The sequence below is a fragment of the Nocardia sp. NPDC052001 genome (genome assembly GCF_040680615.1).
Lineage (GTDB): Bacteria > Actinomycetota > Actinomycetes > Mycobacteriales > Mycobacteriaceae > Nocardia.
Map to the genome: position 1 here is coordinate 1,226,486 of NZ_JBFAXC010000001.1, position 20,655 is coordinate 1,247,140.

General features: G+C 65.1%; 15 protein-coding genes and 1 pseudogene. 10 read left to right on the top strand and 6 right to left on the bottom strand.

Annotation, left to right across the window (positions count from 1 at the left end):
- Positions 1-139: 139 nt before the first annotated feature.
- The 3 genes and pseudogenes from AB0L82_RS05765 to lysS all read right to left on the bottom strand — a co-directional run.
- Positions 140-6,376, bottom strand: coding sequence for a hypothetical protein (locus tag AB0L82_RS05765; protein WP_364631570.1), 6,237 nt, complete (start codon positions 6,374-6,376; stop codon positions 140-142).
- A gap of 34 nt (positions 6,377-6,410) precedes the next feature.
- Positions 6,411-6,890, bottom strand: a complete 480-nt coding sequence (locus tag AB0L82_RS05770) for a hypothetical protein (protein ID WP_364632854.1) — start codon at positions 6,888-6,890, stop codon at positions 6,411-6,413.
- Positions 6,891-7,162: 272 nt separating this feature from the next.
- Positions 7,163-8,080: pseudogene (gene lysS, locus AB0L82_RS05775) on the bottom strand (lysine--tRNA ligase); the annotation flags it as partial.
- Positions 8,081-8,542: 462 nt separating this feature from the next.
- On the opposite strand from lysS, the gene AB0L82_RS05780 reads away from it, so the two are divergent.
- The 7 genes from AB0L82_RS05780 to AB0L82_RS05810 all read left to right on the top strand — a co-directional run bounded on the left by AB0L82_RS05780 (position 8,543) and on the right by AB0L82_RS05810 (position 16,305).
- Positions 8,543-9,610, top strand: coding sequence for a DUF4365 domain-containing protein (locus tag AB0L82_RS05780; RefSeq protein WP_364631573.1), 1,068 nt, complete (start codon positions 8,543-8,545; stop codon positions 9,608-9,610).
- 919 nt (positions 9,611-10,529) lie between these two features.
- Positions 10,530-11,036 (top strand): CGNR zinc finger domain-containing protein, encoded by a 507-nt coding sequence (locus AB0L82_RS05785; protein WP_364631576.1) that lies wholly within the window; start codon positions 10,530-10,532, stop codon positions 11,034-11,036.
- On the top strand, positions 11,033-11,971 hold the full coding sequence (locus AB0L82_RS05790) for a hypothetical protein (RefSeq protein ID WP_364631579.1): 939 nt from the start codon (positions 11,033-11,035) through the stop codon (positions 11,969-11,971). Before AB0L82_RS05785 ends, AB0L82_RS05790 begins: the two co-directional genes overlap by 4 nt.
- A gap of 59 nt (positions 11,972-12,030) precedes the next feature.
- Positions 12,031-12,408: a hypothetical protein gene (locus AB0L82_RS05795; RefSeq protein WP_364631582.1), complete on the top strand. Its 378-nt coding sequence runs from the start codon at positions 12,031-12,033 to the stop codon at positions 12,406-12,408.
- 243 nt (positions 12,409-12,651) lie between these two features.
- Positions 12,652-14,328, top strand: coding sequence for a hypothetical protein (locus AB0L82_RS05800; protein WP_364631585.1), 1,677 nt, complete (start codon positions 12,652-12,654; stop codon positions 14,326-14,328).
- A 168-nt stretch (positions 14,329-14,496) separates the two neighbouring features.
- Positions 14,497-15,348 (top strand): universal stress protein, encoded by an 852-nt coding sequence (locus tag AB0L82_RS05805; RefSeq protein WP_364631587.1) that lies wholly within the window; start codon positions 14,497-14,499, stop codon positions 15,346-15,348.
- A gap of 36 nt (positions 15,349-15,384) precedes the next feature.
- Positions 15,385-16,305: a universal stress protein gene (locus tag AB0L82_RS05810; RefSeq protein WP_364631590.1), complete on the top strand. Its 921-nt coding sequence runs from the start codon at positions 15,385-15,387 to the stop codon at positions 16,303-16,305.
- 9 nt (positions 16,306-16,314) lie between these two features.
- Here the strand turns inward: AB0L82_RS05810 and AB0L82_RS05815 are convergent, their stop codons facing one another.
- On the bottom strand, positions 16,315-16,578 hold the full coding sequence (locus AB0L82_RS05815) for a metal-sensitive transcriptional regulator (RefSeq protein ID WP_364631593.1): 264 nt from the start codon (positions 16,576-16,578) through the stop codon (positions 16,315-16,317).
- Between the two features lie 164 nt (positions 16,579-16,742).
- Between AB0L82_RS05815 and AB0L82_RS05820 the strand changes: the two genes are divergently transcribed.
- Both AB0L82_RS05820 and AB0L82_RS05825 read left to right on the top strand, forming a co-directional pair.
- Positions 16,743-18,362 carry an FAD-dependent oxidoreductase gene (locus tag AB0L82_RS05820; protein ID WP_364631595.1) on the top strand — a complete coding sequence of 540 codons (1,620 nt, stop codon included), beginning with the start codon at positions 16,743-16,745 and terminating at the stop codon, positions 18,360-18,362.
- A 37-nt stretch (positions 18,363-18,399) separates the two neighbouring features.
- A complete protein-coding gene (locus AB0L82_RS05825; protein ID WP_364631598.1) occupies positions 18,400-18,552 on the top strand; it encodes a hypothetical protein in 153 nt (50 codons plus the stop codon).
- A 36-nt stretch (positions 18,553-18,588) separates the two neighbouring features.
- Here the strand turns inward: AB0L82_RS05825 and AB0L82_RS05830 are convergent, their stop codons facing one another.
- A complete protein-coding gene (locus AB0L82_RS05830) occupies positions 18,589-19,023 on the bottom strand; it encodes a nuclear transport factor 2 family protein (protein ID WP_364631601.1) in 435 nt (144 codons plus the stop codon).
- Positions 18,989-19,594 (bottom strand): NAD(P)H-dependent oxidoreductase, encoded by a 606-nt coding sequence (locus AB0L82_RS05835; protein WP_364631603.1) that lies wholly within the window; start codon positions 19,592-19,594, stop codon positions 18,989-18,991. The genes AB0L82_RS05830 and AB0L82_RS05835 overlap by 35 nt, the downstream gene beginning before the upstream one ends.
- A 135-nt stretch (positions 19,595-19,729) precedes the next feature.
- Here AB0L82_RS05835 and sigJ point away from each other — a divergent pair, with 135 nt between their 5' ends.
- Positions 19,730-20,641, top strand: coding sequence for an RNA polymerase sigma factor SigJ (gene sigJ / locus AB0L82_RS05840; protein WP_364631606.1), 912 nt, complete (start codon positions 19,730-19,732; stop codon positions 20,639-20,641).
- Positions 20,642-20,655 lie beyond the last annotated feature (14 nt).

Below are 20,655 nucleotides of genomic sequence, written 5' to 3' on the forward strand. Positions count from 1 at the left end.
ACCCCTTTTCAGGGATCAACTCAGGTTTCGGAACCAAGTTGCCCCGGCACATGTGGACGTAGCTGGAAGCCGATGTGTGGACTATGGATTTCTTCATCGGTCCAGGGCGCCTCCCGGTGGCACACTGTCCCGGTGTCGGTCACTGCCCATTATCGGAAGTCTCCGAAGTGGTTGCGTCGCTTGGCTGCGGGGCGCCCAGGATCGTCCGGAAAGTGCTGACTCGTTCATCGGGGTGTCCTTGCCGCCCGTTGGCTGGCAGACGTCTTGTGATGCGCAGCTCTCGCCGGAGTGATGGCCACTGCGCGACGATGTCGGTGTAACCGGCGTTGCTGAGTTGGACTTGCCATGTTTCGGTGCAGATTGCGTCGCTGCGGGGCTGATGGGTGAGCTCTCCCTGCACAAGCAGGACCGACCTCGCCCGCCACTGTCCATCGGTGCCGTTCCAGGTGAAGAGCTTCTGATCGTCGTGTCCCCACCCGAGTCGCGCGCCCACGGCCGGATGTAAGGCTAGCCATGTCATATGTACTGCGTCGCTGAAGGTCTCGTATCCATGCACGACGAACTCCTCGTCGGTCCATTCGAGATCAGGTAATAACGGGTACCGCTGAGCGCCGTCGTAGCTCTTTTCCCATGGATGCAGTGTGGGTAGGAGCAGAGGGCCGTCCGAGGAGCCGTGATGAGCGTGCAGAAAGCGGTTCTCCTCGGGCAGACTCCAGTCCAGGATCCGCCAGCGGCCATATTCGGCGAGTACGTACGGTGTGCTGTCGTTGTAGGCGTCCGTGTATCGCGCCAATGCCTGCTTGGTCTCCGAACACCAGTCTCGGAAGTCGTATGTCGGCGCTGTGTCGGGCCACCAGGGTGGCGGCACCGTGCCCGGAATAGGGGTCGGTTCGATTCCTGCTAGTCGCTCGTCGACCAGCCCGAGGCGATACGTTCGTGGGAACGGGATGCTGTCGAGCAGCCCGGCGTCGGCTAGGTCGGCCAGAACGGTACCCAGTGCACGCCGGCCCGCCATGTAGGCCCAGGGCCGGTAGCCGAGTAGCTGTCTGCGCTTGTTCAGCAGGTCTGCTTGTCCCTGATGGCCGTGGGCGATCCATCGATCGCCGCCGGAATCCGTGAGGCGCGACGCGTGGTGCATCACCGCCGAAGCCGACAGCGACGACAGGTCGGCTAGCAGCTTCAACGGTTCGTCGAAGGGAGCGAGTAGCTGCTGCGGATCATGCGGGTCGAGGTGTGGGACGCCGCGACGATCCAACTCAGGCAGTGTTCGCGACGGCAAAGTCGGGAGAACCAATTCATAGCCAACCGGCAGCGTCCGTGGCTCGGGGTCGGGGGTGACAATTTCGTAAAGGTTGCCGACTCGGGCAGCGAGTTCGCGGCAGATACCGTCGGCACCGACTGCGGTCGTGCGCAACGCCGCGATCAACGTCACCGACAACTCTGTTACGCGCTCGTCCGGTGGTGTGGTGATCAGTACCAGGAGGGCAGCTTCACATCTCCACCCGCCGTTGTCGATCGCCTCAGCCAGGATCTGCTGGATGCTGTCTGGGTGGCGGCTGTGGAGCAGTTGTAGTGCTCGTCGGGCGCCGAAGTCGAGAGGGCGAATCGGATGACCGAGATGTTGTGTCACCCACTGCGCGAGTACGGCAACCGGATTGGTTGTGGTGGCTGAAGTGGGGTTCGGGATGGAATCCGCCGGATCAGACCCCGTCGCGATGATCTCGTCGAGATGGGTCTCGATCTGGGGCCATGCCGCGGCGATCGTGTCCGCGCCTGCGATCACGGTAATGATGCGACGGATATCGTCGGGAGACAGATTTCCTGCCAGCGAACCGGTAGCCAGTGAGTTGGCGAAATCGTGTCGGGCCAGTCGCACTAGTTCCGGGTGGCGGTCGGAGAGTGCAGCGCCGAGCAGGGTCAGGCGGGATCCTCCATCGCCATGGCGGAGCCATCCGGAGCCTCGGGTGCGGCTCAGTTCATCGGTAAGAGCGGCAGTTGCGGTCGCGACTTCACCTGATCGCGCCGCGAGTGCGATCAGGCCGCCGAGCGCCGGCCCGCTCAGGCCCACACGTGTGGCGCTCTCGATGAGCGCTCGGGCCATCGGCTGCGGCACCGGCCCTATCGACGCCAGCCGTTGAACCGTCTCGTCCCAGCCTCCCAGTGGAGCATCTGCAATCGAGGCAGCGTTGCGCAGTCGCGCGAGAAGCGCCGCTATCGTGTCGATACGGGTGTTATCCGCGAAAGCGATTTGCGGTGAAGACGGGCTGCGAGTGCTGTGTGAGGTGGGCGCAGGCTGGTGCTCCGGCATAGGTAACGGACAGGTCGCCTGGGCGTTCCGCAACGTTGTCAGTGCCGATCCGTCGGGCGCATCGCGTAGCCGTACAGCCTTCTCGATTCGCGAAGGAGGTTCGAGCGCAATCGGATACAACAGATGAGCGGCCACAGTGACGGCGTCGGTGATGGGAATGTCCGGATGTCCACACGCGGCCAGTACGATGGACTGGATCATGGCAGTCTCGCTGAAAACGCCTGCGTTGCAAAGCCATTCGGCCATGGTGCAGCCCAGTGCTGGGTTGTGTGCGAACACGAGCTCAGTGAGCTGTTCAGCGGCGCTCCATGCTTGGTTTGTCGCGACGGGAGCCGCTGCCGCGAGACGCGCAGCATATCGGCGTGCGGCGGTATCGAAGTGGGTCGGCGACAGTTGTCCCGCTGCGTTCGCTGCCGCCAGCCAGTCGATCCATTCGATAAGTTGCTGGTCGTGGTCGCTGGCACCGATGCTCATCGACGCACGCACCCCAAGTTGCACACAGCGGCGCGCAGCGTCCGGTTTCCGGGCGGCGGCCCAGGCTCGGGCCTGGCTGAGATAGCGGTTCGCTCGGCCATACGGCTCGTCGTGCAAGGTGTCAATATCAGCGTCGAGTTGCTCGAGCCTCTCCAGTGCCCAAAGACGAGCCAGCGGGTGGGCGTTCACTGCGGCAGTGATGATTGTTTGTCGTTGTTCTGGTGGCCAGTATCGGCTGCGGTGAGGATCGGTCCATGCGGTGTCGAATTGTTCGAGAAGCCGCATTAACCCGTCACCGCCGCCAGCCTTCACGGCCAGATCGATGATCCGGACATGCAGGTCGTGGGCGATGCTCGACAACCCTCCCCACGTCATCGAACTGTCGCTGTGGCTCGACGGTATTTCACGGAGTCGGATGATGGTTCGCGCGAGTGCCGCGACGGGTGGGGGCTCATTCAGCCCGAGCTCGGCTGTGAGTTGTTGGCCTTCGAGTTCAGCGAGCGTTCGGAGAGCTTGTCGCAGCCGCTCCCGGTAGGCATCGCTGGACATCGAATTCTCCGATACCGCCAGGGCCTCTAGCGCCGGGTCTCGTTTCACTTGGCGGAGGCGGTGGAAGGTAATCCACGTAGCGAACGGTGCTAGGCCCTCGCGCCTGTCGGTGCCGGAGGGCCAGGCCGGTGTGGTGCCCGGCGGAACGAGTTGGTCGATTTCGGTCCGCTCGGTGAAGCCGTGGCGGGCGAGGAGTTCGGCACTGGCAACGCGGATACTCAGTGCGACTGCGTGATTGGAGGTGCCGTCGGCGAGGTCTTCGTCCTCTTCCTCTTCCTCTTCGGCGTCGGATTCGGTGTTGATGGCGATAATCTCAAGGACCAGTTCCAGTACTCGTGCGGGCATTTGATCGTCCGATGCTGCTCGGGCGCGCGCCAATCGAGCGCGGGCGCGCCAGGACGGTCCGGCTTCGGCGTCGATCAGACCCGTGAGGCGGTCGAGTTCGCTGTCGTCGCGGTTTTCGATGACGCGGTCGAAGCAGACTGTGTGAACAACATTGCGGTGAAAGGCATGGTCGATCTGCGGGTCATCCTGCTCGGGCGGAATGTCGTCCCGCGCGGATGTGTCCGCATCAAGTGATGGAACGGTGCGCGCCGGTGGCAAGTGGTAGTCGAGTTCGGCCAGAACGGCGTCGGTACCGGACAGCAACCAGGTCACCCTGGCCCAGTCTGAGAACACCGTGTCCGATCGATGTGAGCTGTCGAGCAGACCTGGCAGGCCTCCGCAGGCGTGGACGATCTGCCGGGCGGCGTCGAAGTCGCCTGCTGTGGCGAATTCGACCGCGAGGTGCATCGCGTCATTAGGCTCGACGCGCAGGCTTTTTGCGCGAACGACGTGCTCCAGGGCAATCCGGCGGTCGCACAGCACCAGCGTCTGCGCGAGATTCGCTGTTTCGAGTACGTACTCGCGTCCCCATAGCTCGTTGAGAAATATCAACACTGAGACGAGCGTCGGCGAGTCATCGACGGTGGCGGCGGAACGCACGGCGAGCAGGGCGTGGTCGCGAACCGTCTCTAGCGGACGCAGGTTCAACAGCGACTGCAGCAGCCTCACTGGTGACGCGAGCGCCAGTACATGGTCGTGCTGGTTTGCTAGGTAGCGGTGTGCGATCTCTTCTTCGCCGTACAAGCGCCACTCGTCGTTCGCGTGAGCGCAGATCTCGGCGAGCTGCCGATTGAAATGCTGATCGATGTTCTGGTCGAACCGGTCACCGACACGTGCGGTCTCCTCGACCAGAAACCGCCGGAAGCTGTTGTGGATGAATTGCAGGTCATCGCCAGCTCTCCGGAAGAATGCGGCAGTCTGCTCGGCGAACGACGACACGATATATGGATCTGCCCAGGTCGCCAGCCACGCCAGATTCACCGGCACGCGCAGCCGCGCGACCATACCCAGCAGATTGCAGACCTGCGGGTCGGACGCGACGGCCCGAAAATAGCCGCGATAGCGGGCTTCTATGTCCCGGCCGTAACCCGCGGCTTCGACGAGCAACCTCGACGCGGATTCGCGGCGGGCCTGCAGGTCGACCATTCGCTCCTGCAATGCTGTCAGTTCCTGCAGCAGGTAGGTCAGCGCCAGCGGGTGTCCCTCGCCCGCTTCCGCTGCCTTCTGGATTTGGCCCTGGTACATCCAGGAACCGACTCCGCTGAGTTCGACAACCCGCTCGGACTCCTGTGAGGACAGCGGCGGGAGGACTACTGTGCGGTTGTGCTGTTGCAATACCGCGCGCACCTCAGCACCCAAGATCGCGACGCTCTGCGTGCCCAGCACGACGAAAACCCCAGCAGGCAGAGCGGTGGGCGCCGGGAGTTCCTCGATGAAGGACCGTGTCGGATTCTGTTCTCGGGGTACGTGATCGATCCCGTCGATGATCACGATGGTCCGCTCTCCCCGTTCGGACCAGTGGCGTCCGGCTTGATCGAGTTGGTCGAGCATGACGGCCCGGCGACTGCGCAAGTCGTTACCGATCCCGCGGCGCGGCAATCCGTTTGCCTCCAATGCCAGCGAAACGTCATGCAGGTAGCTTTCGGCCTCCCCACGGCTGCTCAGTGGATTCGGGGAGTCGGGTACGAAGGCGTAATAGTGAACGACTCGGCCGGATAGTTTCAGGCTGGCCAGAAGGGTTGATTTGCCCGATCCCGCGGGTCCGATCAACGCGAGGTAGCCACCGTCGAGTTCGTTGAGTCGCTGCTCCAGGGCCGTCCGGGCCGCGTTGTTGGCGGTGTAGACCTCCGGGATCGGGAACTGGTGTGGGTGCCGGTACGCAAGCCGGTCCGTCCACCCGAGCCTGGCCAGCAGATCCTCCCTGCTCAACTGCTCTGGACGTACGGGGTCGCGGACGATCTTCTGCAGCGTTGCCGAGAGGTGCTCTACGTCGCCGTCCGCACAGTCCTGGTCGGGCAGGAGCAGCGGATCGGTCGTCTGGATACCGAACCTCAATTCCAGTGCCTGGATGAAACCGATGAACTCTTCGTCGGTTAGTGGCGCCAGCTCCCGCAGTGCCTCCCAGACCGAAGCCCAGTTTGCGACCGCCGGCAGCACCGCGAGGTCACTCCATCGTGTGCATCCCGTGTCGATGGCCTCCCGCGCAGGGGTGAAGGAGTGGATCACGAAGCGCGCCAAACTTCGAGGTTTCGGTGCGCCAGCCCGATCAAGCGGTGATCCAGCAGGCGCCGGACCGTCCGAAGCGATGTTGTTACTGCACAGATAGATTGTGAGTGGATCCGAGGACGCCGCTCGAAGTCTCCGCCATGCGAGAGCCAGTTGCGTGAACAGCCCTGGCTTCGCGGGCAGGTCGCCTTTCGCCTTTTTGCCGACCGTGAGATCACTCCAGGAGAACGTCCCAGGTACCTGGGACCATTTAACCTGCAGTGCATGGCGACGGCCCGCAGATTTGAACTGGAAGTCGTCGGCGATACCGGCATGCAGGTCGGCGACCCGAATCCATTCCAGGGTAGCGAGTTTCGCTATTACGATGCGCGCCGCCAGCTCGAACTGGCCGCCGAAGCCGACCAGCGCAGACACTTCGCCCTTGCTCGGTTCCACGACGCCCTCTCACTCACCGTTGCCGAGGAGAGAATCATCTCAGAGTGCAGGTCGCGAGCGCTAATAAGGTCGGAAGATCGTCCAGGACGGCAGAGAGGAACTGGTAGAGCGCCTTGAAGAAAGCACGCTGCTGCTTCTTCAACTCCGGCGTCGGTTCGGCATCCGCAGGCAACCCGACCATCAACTTCGGCACCGCATACACCATGGTGGTGAGATCGGACAGCGCCCAGTTCTCGCCCATCCGATCCACGAGCAGCGCGACACCGTCACGAGTGGAGGCATCGAGCGCACTCCACGCATCGGCATTGAAGTACGTTCGAACGATGGTCCGCTCGCCCTCGGGCAAGGACTCGGTGTAGCGGATCGCGTTGCCTAAGCGAGGCTCCAGCTCGGCCAGCAGCGCGTCGTCTGTTTCGGGCAGGTCTTGATCGGTGCCTTCCGCGGTGAGTTGTTCGCGGAGCAGTCGTGCGATCTGAGCAGTGTTCCCGGCAGTGATATCGACCAGGGCGGACAACAGTCGGAACGATACCGGTCGAGCAGACTGCTCGACCGCACCAACATGAGTTCGTACGCACAACTCGTGCAGAGGCGTCTCCACCGGAGACGCCTCTCCCACAGCAACTTTCGCGCCGTAGCGATCCCATTCGTCGTAGAGCCGGACGATGGCAGAAGGGGACAAGTCAATGGTGAATCCGTTTGAGGGAAGGCGGCGAGGGTACAGCCACCGCGCCATCGGCGGTTCGAGAATCTCCAGGATCGTGTCGGGCGTCGCCGCGCCCCCGCGCTGCTCGACAGCTTGCCGCCGCCCCCAGCGGGCCGAACGAACGAATACACCGCCGTCGACGGGGCTTCCGCGTCATAAAGCGCCCGAATGATGACTCGGCCGGACGCGAACGAGCTGGTCGGAGCGTGGTGGTCTTCACCCGCGGGCTCGAACTGAACGCCTTCGAACGCCCAGCGCATCGGCCGGTCGACCTTCCAGACCAGCTTGCCGGAAGGGTGAGTGCCGTCAGCGAGGCTGTGGCCACCGCTGTGCCCGCACCGGCACATGTACGTGATGGTGGTGCCGTCCCATCCGGTTACGTTCGTCGAATCTTTGCCGCACACTTCGCAATACGGCTTGTACGGGTAGTAGGCGGCACGTCGCTCCTCGACCGGAGTTTCGTGGCGGCCTTAGGTTTGGAATGTCTCCAGAATGTCGAAGATCTCGCCGCGCCGATCCAGCGCCACACGAACCTGCGAGTTGTAGGTCCCGGCCGGGTACGCGGCGGACTGCCGCACTTCTCACATGCGGACACCCAGGCGTTCCAACGCATCGGTGAACCGCGTCATGTGCCGCACCGCGTACGACTCGAACTCCCCAGCCGGATCAGGAACCGCAGCCAGGGGCTTGCCGACATGCTCGGCCCACTGCTGCGGTACACCGGCCGGCACCTTCCGGTACCGGTCATAGTCGTCCCACGAGTGGTGATGAATCGCGTCGAGACCGCGGGCAAGGAACTCCTCAGCGACCAGGTGCGCAGTCATGGCCTCGCGCAGGTTGCCGAGGTGGATGTCGCCGGAGGGGCTGATACCGGACGTGCACACCAGCTTGCTCGCGCCGGTCTGTTTCGCGTGCTCGATCACGGCATCGGCAGTACGGGCAATCCACGACGCCTCAATGGCAGCATTACAGGTGTCTGAGGTACCGGGGCTGGACAGCACCGCTACACGCTACCAGAGGTGACCAGCCGATTTTCCGAGCCGCCCATGCTCGCCAAGACACGCGGTGACTGGCCGGTGGAGGATGGGGTCAATTGCTTCGACGATGCCGTAGCCGCAGTGAGCAGCTCCCGCGCCAGACACAGGGCGATGGCCTGCTTCTCGTACTCGGTCCACGATTTGGTCTGAGGTCCCCTGATTCTTTGGATCCACAGACATCTGCCGGATTTGACCGAGATTGACCCCCTCGTTGGTCATGCGCCGAGGATAGCGGTCGGCTACGACAACCAAAGCTCAGCTAGGGGCCGGTTTCGAAGCGGCTCATGTGCTGCATTGCTGCTTCGACCTCTTCTTCGAAGTAAGGCAAACGGACCCGTATGGATGTGAATGATGTTGCGCCCCTTCGGCGATAACCCCGGCTTGTGTCGCTCTGCATCGTCGGACGTTGAGTTTAGAGTCATGCCTGTGACCGATTCCAACCATGTCGAGCGTCTCGGTGTGTATTCAGTCGGCTGTCAGATCACCGAGCTGGGCTGGGTATTTCGTGAACAGTCCGAATCCGACTTCGGAGTGGACGCGCACGTTGAGATCGTCGTGGACGGGATGCCGACCGGCCAGCTGATCGCCCTGCAGATCAAATCGGGACCGACCTACTTCAAGGAATCCTCGGCCGGAGGTGGGTGGGTGGTACGAGGCAAGAAGCAGCATCTGTCGTATTGGCTCGACCACCAGCTGCCAGTGCTGCTCGTTCTCTACAACCCCGAAACCGGAACCTCATACTGGACCCACATCGATCCAACAGGTCGAGAGGTCGACCACCGGTTCACTCCCAACGGGTTCAAAATCGTTGTGCGGGAGGCGCAGCGGCTCGATGAAGGCTCGAAAACCCTCATTTCGAGAATTGCTGAGCAGTGGATTCCGCGCCGAAACAACGAGTGGTCCAGCTTGCAACGCAGGTTGATGCGGGAGTTGTCGACTGGTGTCTCGATCGCTCCGTCTGAGCAGATCTGGAAGGGATTCACTGAAAGGGTGGCAGGTCGCTCCCCACTATCGGCTCGTCAACTGCGGCAGTCTGTACTGGTCTACAACCTGCCGATCGTAGGGGAATCGTGGACACCAAAGGCTGCTGCCACCTCCGTACCGGCGCAAGTCTCACTCGACGAACTACGAGGGCGTTGGTCAATTCGGCGGGACACTACGGTGTTCGTTTGCGAGAACCCAGTCGTGATCGACAGCGCAGCCAGCAAGCTGGGCTCGGATTGCTTGCCGCTTGTGTGCCTTCACGGATATCCGAACTTGGCTGCGGAGTACCTGCTGCTCGCGCTGGGCATTAGTCAGGCCAGGATTCGGGTCCATACGGACCACGATTTGTTCGGTGCTCGGATCGCCCAGACTCTGTTCCATAAGCTGATCGACTACGAGCCGTGGTGCCCTAAGCCATCGGCCGAGTTTGCCGGAGAAGGCGTTCCTGCCGCTCGCGGCACGACGGAAGAAGAATGCCTGCCGTACATCCTGAATGACCTGCGCCGCTAGTACACCGGCGGGTGGGCCGGGGCGACCCCTATTCCTGCGCGCTATATGGGCCAGGCGGCCCCAAACGGCGACGATCCCTAACGCTGGTCATTGTCGGCACATTCGGCACAGAACAGCCAGGCCGAAGAAGTCGTCCCCGCCAACTTCCGCTGAAGACGGCAGGGGCGCTCCCGAACCCCACAACCCATGGACAGCGAAATCGCTGGTCACCACCCCGGGATTTGGCATCAATTTGGCATCACGACAGGGCGGCACCTATAGGTCAGGGCGGGACCATGCGGACACCATGGACGATTGATATTCCGCTGACCTGCACGAACAGGACGCGACGGTACGCGGTAGCGTATCTGGGATGGTTTCCCCTTGGCTCATAACCCAGCGGTCGCAGGTCGCCTGCCACCTTGGCTGCCGGTCGGAGCGACGGCGTACCTGCGGACGGTCGACAGGGCGGAACCGGTGGGATGCGATGGGAATTTGAGTGCCATTTTGAGTGCCATTTTGCGGCCGAAACGGTGGGAATCCATGGGTTTCGGCCGGAACGAACGGGATGTGTTGGGATGGCGAAATGCCAGGTCAGGATAGGCAGAACCCCCAAGATCGCCAGGTCAGCGCGTGATCTTGGGGGATCTACGAGATGATGAAGAAGGACTAACCGTCCTTTCGAAGTCCGTATAGACGGCGAACGGTCAGCCGCGCCGAGCGGGCGCGGGGGTGCGCCGACGGCGCTGAATCGGCGGGGGCCGCGGCGAAGGCGCTCTCGCCCGCCGTGGCTATCACCGTCGCATGATCCTCGATGATCCATTGTCCGCATACGCAACGCAGGTAGCGGACGGTTCCGTGTGCGGACACGAGGGTGGGGGCGGGCCAGGAGCAGGTGGGGCAGGTGGCGGGCATGTCTCCACCCTGATGTAATGGTTCAGTGCATTTCAACCCTTACGGTGGGGTGGCGGCGGAGATCGCGGCTCGGCTGGTGAACGCGGGGGCGGACGAGGATCTCGAGGGGTTGCTCGTTGACGCCGGGTATCGGCCGGTGGGGGCGATCGACGCGCGGCAGGAAGCCGAATTGCGGCGTTGGATAAAGGAACTCGACGGGGTGTTCACAGCGCCCACGGTCGAGTTGCTCAATGGGCTGCTTGCCGAGACCACTCATCGGCCGTATATCTCGACCCATGACGGGCGGGCTCCGCATATGCACTATTCGCAGGAGACCGCGCCGATCGATGAACGTGTGAAGGCTTACACCGCGTTCGGGTTGGCGACGCTGTTCTGTGAGGATCCGGCTCGGATCGGGCGGTGTGATCGTGCGGGGTGCGAGATCGTCTTCATCGATACCTCGCGGAATGGCAAGCGGCGATTCTGTTCCACCCGCTGTTCGACGCGCGTGCATGTGGCGGCGCATCGCCGCCGGGGCGGGGACGGGCAGTGATCGCGGGGGTGCTGCGGGAGACCGCGGCCGATGAGCGGCGCGTGGCGCTGACACCCGATGACGTGCGGCGGCTGCGTGCGGCGGGGCTGGGGGTGGTGGTGGAGGCCGCGGCCGGAGCCGGTGCGGGATTCGATGATCGCGCCTACGAACGTGCCGGAGCACGGTTGGTGGCGGATCCCGCGATGGTCTTCGAGTCGGCGGATTTGATCGCGTGGGTGAAACCGCCTGTCTATCAGCTGGATTCGATGCCGTTGCGATACGGGCAGGTGCTGATCGGATTTCAGGATCCGATCGTGCGGGCCGAACGGATCGCGTGGTTGCGAGAGCGCGGGGTGGAATCGGTGGCGTTCGAGCAGGTGCCCGCCGATAGCGGGTCCGATACCGACGCGCTGTCCGCGATGAGCCGGATCGCCGGGGTCATCGCCTATGCGGAGGGGCGCGGGCTGCTGGCCGGGGAACCGCGCGACCAGCCGCTGCGAACGCTGGTGCTGGGGTGCGGGCACGCGGGCCTGGCGGCACTCGGCGCGGCGGCACGGCATGGCGATGAGGTGATCGCCGTGGGACATCGCGCACCGCAAAGGGATAGCGCGATGGCGCACGGTGCGGCGCGATTCCTGCGCGATTCCGAGATATCCGCGCTGCTCGAACAGGAGCGGATCGATCTGGTGATCTGCGCGGCCGTGCGCCGGGGAGAGCGTGCGCCGGTAGTGCTCGGCGCTCGCGAACTCGCCGCATTGCCGTCCGGGGCGGTCGTGGTCGACCTCGCCGGCAAGGCGGGCGGGAACTGCGTCGCCACGGTGCTGCACACCACGGTCACGCTGCCCGGCGGTGTCATCGTCACCCACCGCTCGAACTATCCGGCGCGCGAACCCGTCGCCGCGAGTCACGCCTACAGCGCCGCGGTCGCCGCAATGTTGCTGTCCCGCACCCATTGATGCCGAACGCGCATAGGATTCACCGCAGGCGCGTGTCAACGGGAGCGAAGGGATCGGCCATGAAGGGCAGCTACGGCGGGGCGCTCGGGGCGGCTGTGCTCGCGGCGGTGGTGATCGCCGCACCGCGGGCGAGCGCGGATCCGCCGATCGTCGAGCTCGGTTTCCACAATGGCTACTGTTCGACGACCGAGGTCTCGGTCCCCGCGAATACGCCGTTCTTCGTCGATATCGACACCGGATTCCAGTTCACCGATCAGTCCGAGTTCCGGATTCCCTCGCTGAAGATCCGGGTGATTCTGCCGAGCGCCTATTTCAGCCCGCGTGCCCGGGTCGCGGTGGACGCGCAGCCCGCGGGTGCGATCCCGTTCGAGCTCATGACACCGTGGGTGTCGGGGAGTGCGGGGCACGGTTGCTGGGGGACGATTCGGGTCTGGTGACGCGCGGAGTCCGGTAGCGAAGCGGGGCCGGTGTTTTCGTCGTTGGCAACCAGGGCTCGATTCGGACATCATGGGCGCGTAGTCAGTGGATTCGCGCACACGATGGGGAGCGATGGCAGCGGTATCGGAAACAAGTGACGGGGTCGGCGATCGCCGGATCGAGGCGGAGGGTGAGATCGCGATCGCGGTACTCGCCCTCGACAGCGGGGATCTCTCGCACGCCGCAGACCATATCGGGGGGCGTTGCAGCTCGAACCCATGCTGCCCGAGGCGCATGAGCTGCTGGCCCGGCTCGTGGTGGCGGCCGGTGGCGTCGAGGCCGCGCTGACGCTGTATCCGACCGATCGCCCCAGCCTGGGTGCGATGGGTGCGCGGGCGCATGTGCTGGCCGCCGACGCGCAGTGGGATTCCGCGATATCGCTGCTCACCCAGGTTGTCGCATTCGATCCGAGCCTGCCGTGGGCGCAGGCGGCGTGGCTGGAGCAGCCGGATATCGTGCCGGCGTTGAGCGCCGACACTCTCCTCTACGCGATCCTCGCGCTCAATCGGCAACTGCCGGAACCGGTTTCCCCCGAGATTCGGGAGACGATCGCACCGCTGTACGAACTGCTGTGCGCCGCGGTCGAACAGTATGACGAGGATTCCCGGCTGCTGGCGATGGGATCCTCGCTGGCGCGCCGCTTCACCGCGTTCGAGCTCGCGGAATCCCTTGCGGTGCGGGCACATCGGATCAGCGCGGATCAGATCACGAGCGTGATGCTCGGGCAGGTGTACCGCCGTACCGGCCGGGCCGACGCGGCGATCGAGGTGTGGGCCGATCAGCTGCGGCGCGATCCGTCCGATGAATACCTGCACACCGATCTCGCGGAGCTCTACGCCGAAACCGGCCGGCCCGAACTCGGTCTGCCCTGGCTCGAAGCCGTCGTGGCGATGTCGCCCGAGCATGAGAAGGGCGCGCCCGCGCTGCTCGGCCTGCGCTATCGAATGGAGGGGGACATCGGGCATCTGGTGGCGCTCGCCGATCATCTGCGCGCACATCCGGATCACCACTACGCCGATGAACTGCTCACCCAATTCTGTGGCGACGCTTCATGGCTCGGCTATATCGAGGGCGCGGGCGAGTCCCTGGTGAACATGCTGCGGCAGGTGATCGAACAGGTGCCCGAGGGTCGTGCGGAGCTGGAGCTGCAATGCACGGTCTCGATGATCGAGCCGCCGAGCGCCGTGCTGACCCTGCGCCGAGCGCTACCGCGCGTCGAGATCACGGTCTCCGAGGTCGGTGACCCGGACCCGCGACTGCGATCCGCCGACTGGAATCCGAGCGGTCTGGCGGTCTGGCACTATCCCGACAATGCCATGACCGCCGTTCCCATCGTCGCGCCGCCTTCCCCTGAGTCCGCCGAAAAGATCAGTCGCACAACACAATTGCGCTGGCCGCATCTGCCCGCCGCCTACGACTTCGCCGTCGCGCTGGCCGGTCTGCCGCTCCCGGATCTGCTGGGCGCGCTGGTGCATCCGCCCGAGCCGGATCCCGACCCCTTCTACGAACAGCACCCGGCCCTGTGGATCCGGGCCGTGCAGATGTGGGCGTGTCTGGGTATCGCACACCACCGAGCCGATGAACCCTGGCAGGAATCCACCCGCCGCACGGTGCTTTTCGATCTGCTGCACGGTGTCGAGGACTGGGTTTGCGAGGCCGCCGCGATCGCGCTGATAGCGGTCGCCTGGACCGATCCCGGCACCAGGGCCGATATCGGCTACGCGGTCTGCCGCCGTTTCATCACCCTGGCCGAGGCGTCGCGCTCCCGCCCGGTGACCATCCTCGATTCGTTCTGCCGACTTGTCCTGGCCTGCCCGTGGGTGGACGCGAGCATCCTCGAGCTGGCCCGGGACATCCTGGAGGCCGAAACGCAGGACTGAGCGCGCCGTAAATCCGATGCGGTAGCTCTGTGATTGCGCTTACCCGCCAACCGGGCCTGTCGCCGGTATTGTCGGAATTGACGGAGGTTACTTCCGGTCGCGCCGGGAGTCCCGCCGACATGGTCCGCGGTATCGCCGATGGAGAGGTGAGATACGTTGCCTGCCAGCATGATCGATCGTCCGGTGGTTGCGGGAGTGGATTCCTCGGAGTCCGCGGGGCATGCGGTGCGGTGGGCGGCGATCGACGCCGCGCTGCACGGGGCGGAGCTGCATCTGGTATTCGCTGTACCGCCGTTCGTGGAGACGCCCCTGGACGACAGTCCGGTGCGGCTCTGGCATGACGAGTATCGGCAGACCGCGGAACAGACGCTCGCGGATGCCGCGCGGGCGGCCGTGCAGTTCGCCGCACCGTACGGTGACATCGAGACCCGGACCTTCCTGGTCGACGCGCCGCCCATCCCGACCCTGAACGCGCTGGCCGCGACCGCCCGCTACGTGGTGGTCGGCTCGCGCGGGCTGGGCGCCTACCATCGCAGCCTGCTCGGTTCGGTGAGTATGGCGGTGACGCGGCATGCGCTCGGCCCCGTGGTCGTGGTGCCCGGCGAACCCGCGCCGGACTCCACGCTGCCGGTGGTGGTCGGCGTGGACGGATCGCCGTACAGCACCCGCGCGATCGAAGTCGCCTTCGACGAGGCGTCCCGGCGCGGTGTCGGACTGGTCGCGGTGCATGTCTGGGATCGACTGGGGCAGAGCGGATCCGGCTCCCAGGAGCGCGCCGAAAAGGTGCTCGCCGACAGTCTGGCGCACAGCCGCGCGGAATTCCCGGGTGTGAGCGTGCGCAGCGTGGTCGCGGAGGATCGGCCGGTGCGCGCCCTGCTGGCGGAAAGCGAAGCGGCGCAACTGGTTGTGGTCGGCAGTCACGGTGTCGGGGGCTTCCAAGGTATGACGCTGGGCTCCACCGGTGAGGCGCTGCTGCCCGTGGTGGCCTGCCCGATCGCCATTGTGCGACTGCGGAACTGAACCCGAACGGTTATCGATAGAACAGGAGTGGATCGAATGAGCCTGTCCCGGAACGAGAATCCCCACCTGCTGGCGTCCGCGCCGGTCGTGGTCGGTGTGGACGGCACGCCCGAAGCCAGTCATGCGGTCGTCTGGGCGGCGCACACCGCATCGGCTCGGGAGCGGGAACTGCGCATCGTGCACGGCACCAATCTGGAGATGACGCGCGCGCTGCTCGGCTCCTATTCCGTGGTCAATCAGGATGTGGTGCTGCCCATTTCGCAGCACGGCGAGGAACTGGTGGCCGCCGCGCGGCAGGTCGCGGAGAAGATCGATCCGGATCTGCGCATCAGCACCGAGGTCTCACCCGAACATCCGGCGCGACTGCTCATCGAACATTCGGCCACCGCGCATATGGTGGTGATCGGCGGTCCGGAACCCAGGCGCGGACTCAATCGCCTGGGCTCGATCCTGCTGTCGGTATCGAGTCACAGCCGCGGCGCGGTGGTCACCGTGCGCAGCCCCGCCGCCGACGCGCCCCCGCCATCCAGCGGTCCGGTCGTGGTCGGGGTGGACGGCAGCCCGGTCAGCGAGGCCGCGATCGAGGTGGCCTTCCGGGAGGCGGCCCTGCGCGGTGCGCCGCTGGTGGCGGTGCGCGCCTGGAGCGATCTCTACCTGAGTCAGTTCTCCGGGATCATCGACACCTCCATCGAGGCCGATCAGATCGCCGAGGCCGAGCGTTCACTGCTGGTGGAGCGGCTGGCCGGGTATCGCGAGAACTATCCGGAGGTGGAGGTCACCCGCGATATCCACCTCGCCGATCCGTGCGATCATCTGCTCACCTGGTCGGACACCGCGCAGCTGCTGGTGGTCGGCAGCCGCGGCCGCGGCGGATTCACCGGGATGCTGCTCGGCTCCACCAGCAACGCGCTGGTGCAGCAGGCGAACTGCCCGGTCATGGTGGTGCACCCGGAATAGCTCGGCGATTCACGCCAGGGCGAGGAAGAGTTTCTCGAGTTCGGCCTCGCTGAGGGGTTCGCGGCCCTCGGCCCCGGTGAGGCATTCCCGCAGGCCGCTCGCGACGATTTTGAATCCGGCGCGGTCCAGGGCGCGGGAGACCGCGGCCAGCTGGGTGACGACATCCTTGCAATCGCGGCCCTGTTCGATCATCGAGATGACGCCGGTGAGCTGGCCCTGCGCACGGCGCAGTCGATTGAGCACCGCGGTGATGGTCTCTTCGTCGCCGACCATGATTGCCTCCTGCGTTCCGTGGGTCCGGGATGGTCGCGTTGACTCCCGCCGTTGTAAACAATACCCCATGGGGTATTCTGGAGCAGAATTGCCAGATACCCCCTGGGGTATATCGATCGATTGTTGTCTCGGGTGCGCGTGAGTGGCCCGTCGGGAGGTGTCGGATGAAGGTCGTGATCGTGGGTGGCGTCGCCGGTGGCATGTCGGCCGCCACCCGTCTGCGCAGGCTCGACGAGTCCGCCGAGATCGTCGTGTTCGAGCGCGGCGCGCACGTATCGTTCGCCAATTGCGGTCTGCCGTACTACGTCGGCGGGGTCATTCCGAAACGGGAATCGCTGCTGTTGCAGACACCCGAATCGCTGGCCGCGCGGTTCCGGCTGGATGTGCGGGTGCGGCACGAGGTGATCGCGGTGGATCCGCACGGCCGGACCGTCACCGTGCGCGAGCTGGACTCCGGACGCGAATTCACCGAAACCTACGACGAATTGGTGCTCAGCACCGGCGCCGCGGCGATCGTCCCGCCACTGCCCGGCGTCGAGCGGGCCCTGGTGCTGCGCGATGTCGAGGATGTGGATCGGATGGTCACCGCGCTCGGCGATGCTCGTTCCGCCGTGGTGACCGGGGCCGGATTCATCGGCGTCGAGATGGCGGAAAACCTGGTGCGCCAGGGTATTCCGACCACCGTCGTGGAGCGCGGACCGCAGCTGCTGGCGCCGCTGGATCCCGAGATGGCCGCACCCGTCACGGCGGAACTGCGCGCACACGGCATCGGAGTGGAGTTGGAGGCGGAACTCGCGCGCATCGACGCCGATACCGTGACCCTCGCCGATGGACGGGTCATTCCCGCCGATGTGGTCGTGATGGCGATCGGCGTTCGCCCCGAGAGTGCGCTCGCCAGGGCCGCAGGTCTCGACATCGGTTCCGGCGGCGGCATTGTCGTCGACGCGCGGTTGCGCACCTCGGACCCGCACATCTACGCGGTCGGCGATGCGGTGGAGAAGCGCGACGCGGTGGGCGGGCAGGCGGCACTGATCCCGCTGGCCAATGCCGCCAATCGCCAGGGTCGCCTGGTGGCGGACGCGATCGCGGGCCTGCCGGTGCATGATCCCGCCGCACAGGGCACCGCGATTCTCGGCGTCTTCGATCTCACGGTCGCCATGACCGGCTGGAGTGAGAAGCGCCTGCGCGCGGCGGGCCGGCCGTTCCGGGCGCTGCACACCCATCCGCTGGACCATGCCGGGTACTACCCCGGAGCGGACTCGCTGTCGCTGAAACTGCTGGTGGATCCCGATACCGATGAGATCCTCGGCGCGCAGGCGGTCGGCGGCGCGGGCGTCGACAAACGCATCGACGTGCTGGCCACCGCCATGGCCGGTGGTATCCGCGCTTCGCGGCTGATGGATCTGGAACTCGCTTATGCCCCGCAATTCGGATCGGCGAAGGATCCGGTGAATATGCTCGGCTACCTGGCCGATAACCTGCGCACCGGCGGAGTGGACACCCTGCAATGGCATGAGGTGTCCGAAACCGTCTCCGCCGGAACGCAACTGGTGGATGTGCGCTCGCCGGAGGAGTTCGCGGCCGGATCCATTCCCGGCGCGCGAAACATCCCCCTGGACGAACTGCGCGAGCGCCTCGGCGATATCCCGCCGGGCCCGATCCTGGCCTTCTGTCAGGTCGGTCAGCGCGGGAACAGCGCCACCCGCCTGCTCACCCAGCTCGGCCGCGAGGCGCGCAACCTCGACGGCGGCTACCGCACGTGGAGTGCGGCCCAATCGTCCTAGATTACGAAACCCCTTTTTCCCGAAAGGAATTCATCTCATGTGTCAGCGCACCACCTGCCGCGCCTGCGGTAAGCCCGGTTTCACCGGATGCGGCAACCACGTCGAACAGGTGCTGGGCGATGTGCCGAAATCCGACCGCTGTTCCTGTGCGGCGGAATCGCCGTCGCGCAGTCGGTGGCGCTGGTGGTGATCGCGCCTTCCGCTCGCTGATCGGCGCGGGATACCGTCACGGCGTCAGGTCGGTCACGCCGCTGCCGTTCACGACATCGAACGGTACCGAGACCTGATCGTGCGCGATCAGCCAGTCGCCGTTGATCTTTCGCATACCGTAGGTGACCCGGACCCACATGCCCGCCGTCGCGGTGCCGTCGTGCAGGGTGCCGCTCAGGCGGGCGAAGCCGTGGCCGAATGCCACCTCATCGTCGACGGTGAAGGTCAGATCGCGGAGTTCATAGGTTACCTCCGCGAAAACGGTGAAGACTTTGACCCAATTGGCGAGTTTGGCCTCGATGCCGACGTGCTGGAGCGGTGGCTCCACGTCGAAGGAGATGACATCGGGCGTATAGAGCTGCCGTACCGCGTCGAGATCCTTGGCGCGCAGTGCCGCGATTACCTGGTCGACGGTCTCAGCGGGTGACTGAAAGCTGTTCCGCGTCTTCATATTCGGCTCCTTCGATGTGACGTAGTGGTGCGAGGGCGGTGCTCCAGGCGGTGAGCTGATCGAGCATGGCGTGCAGCGCCGCGGTATGGCGTTCGCCCGGAACGAATTCGGTGTAGTTCCGGAAATCGGTGAGCACCGAGATGCTGACCTGGCGGCTCACATCCGCCATGCCCAGCACCCCGCAGATCGAACGCAGATGCTCCACCGCGAGCACCCCGCCGCCCGCGCCGTAGGAGACGAATCCGACCGCCTTATCCACCCATTCGGCGAAGATGTGGTCGATCGCGTTCTTCAGCACCCCGGGGGCGGAATGGTTGTATTCGGGGGTCACGATGACGAATCCGTCGAACGGTGCGATGCGCGCGGCCCACGCCCGGGTGTGCTCATGCGCCGACGGGCCGAACATCGGCGCGACCGCTTCGTCCAGATGCGGTAGCGGATGATCGGCCAGATCGATCAGTTCGAATTCCGCGTCACCGCGCGCCGACGCCGCCTCCAGCACCCAGTCGGCGACCTGCGGACCGTTGCGTTTGGGGCGGGTGCTGCCCAGGATGATGCCGATTTTGATCATTTCCCGAACTCCTGCTCTGCTGAGAGTGTCACGACCTTCCGACGACACAGCCGTCCGGAATGTCAGGCCGCCTCACAGACCGGTGCGCTATTTCGTCGGAGTAGATGAGGGCCGCAGCGACAGAGGGAGCCGACTATGACCGATCCGCAACTGGGCGCGGTGATGAGTGAGCGCGGGCAGTTGATCAACCTCGCCTACCGGCTACTCGGCTCGCTCGCCGAGGCCGAGGATGTGGTGCAGGAGACGTACGTGCGCTGGTACGCGCTCTCGGATCGGCAGCGCGCGGACGTGCTGAACCCCGGAGCCTGGTTGACCACGGTCGCCAGCCGCATCTGCCTGGATCTGCTCGGTTCCGCCCGCGCGCGGCGGGAAAGGTATGTGGGCGAATGGATTCCGGAGCCGCTGCCCGGCCGCTCGGAATGGCTCGGCGGTCCCGTCCCCGCCGACCCCGCCGATCGGGTCACCCTCGACGAGTCGATCGGCATGGCGTTTCTGGTCGTACTGGACGCCATGACCCCGGCCGAACGGGTGGCGTTCATCCTGCACGATGTCTTCCGCTACTCCTTCGCCGAAGTCGCGGAGGTGGTGGGCCGCACTCCCGCCGCCTGCCGCCAACTCGCCTCGAGTGCGCGCCGCCGCGTCGACACCGCGCACCGACCATCCGGCGCGGACCGCGCCGAGGTGGTGCGCGAATTCAAAAGAGCTTGGGAGACAAGCGATATCGAGGGCCTGATCGAACTACTCGATCCCACCGCCATCGCGACCGCGGACAGCGGCGGCCTCGCCCTGGCCTTCCGACACCCCATCGTCGGTGGCAAGCGCATCGCCCGCGCCTGGATCGAACTCGCCCGCCGCAGAACCGAAGTGGTGCTGTTGGAACGCACCGTCAACGGTCAGCCCGGCCTGGTCGCGGAGATCGACGGGGCCGTCGCCTCGGTGTACGCCTTCGATATCGCGGACGGGCGGATCACCCGCATCTGGGTCATCCGCAATCCGGAGAAGTTGCGCGCCTGGACCGTCGAAGGGGAGCGCGAAAACCTGTCGTAGGGCTCGGCCATACT

Bases quoted from the DNA above. Each gene is read 5' to 3' on its own strand.
- AB0L82_RS05805 (WP_364631587.1), top strand. From the start codon at position 14,497: ATGATCGATCGTCCGGTGGTTGCGGGAGTGGATTCCTCGGAGTCCGCG.
- AB0L82_RS05815 (WP_364631593.1), bottom strand. From the start codon at position 16,578: ATGGTCGGCGACGAAGAGACCATCACCGCGGTGCTCAATCGACTGCGC.
- AB0L82_RS05810 (WP_364631590.1), top strand. From the start codon at position 15,385: ATGAGCCTGTCCCGGAACGAGAATCCCCACCTGCTGGCGTCCGCGCCG.
- AB0L82_RS05830 (WP_364631601.1), bottom strand. From the start codon at position 19,023: ATGAAGACGCGGAACAGCTTTCAGTCACCCGCTGAGACCGTCGACCAG.
- AB0L82_RS05825 (WP_364631598.1), top strand. From the start codon at position 18,400: ATGTGTCAGCGCACCACCTGCCGCGCCTGCGGTAAGCCCGGTTTCACC.
- AB0L82_RS05835 (WP_364631603.1), bottom strand. From the start codon at position 19,594: ATGATCAAAATCGGCATCATCCTGGGCAGCACCCGCCCCAAACGCAAC.
- AB0L82_RS05820 (WP_364631595.1), top strand. From the start codon at position 16,743: ATGAAGGTCGTGATCGTGGGTGGCGTCGCCGGTGGCATGTCGGCCGCC.
- sigJ (WP_364631606.1), top strand. From the start codon at position 19,730: ATGACCGATCCGCAACTGGGCGCGGTGATGAGTGAGCGCGGGCAGTTG.
- AB0L82_RS05795 (WP_364631582.1), top strand. From the start codon at position 12,031: ATGAAGGGCAGCTACGGCGGGGCGCTCGGGGCGGCTGTGCTCGCGGCG.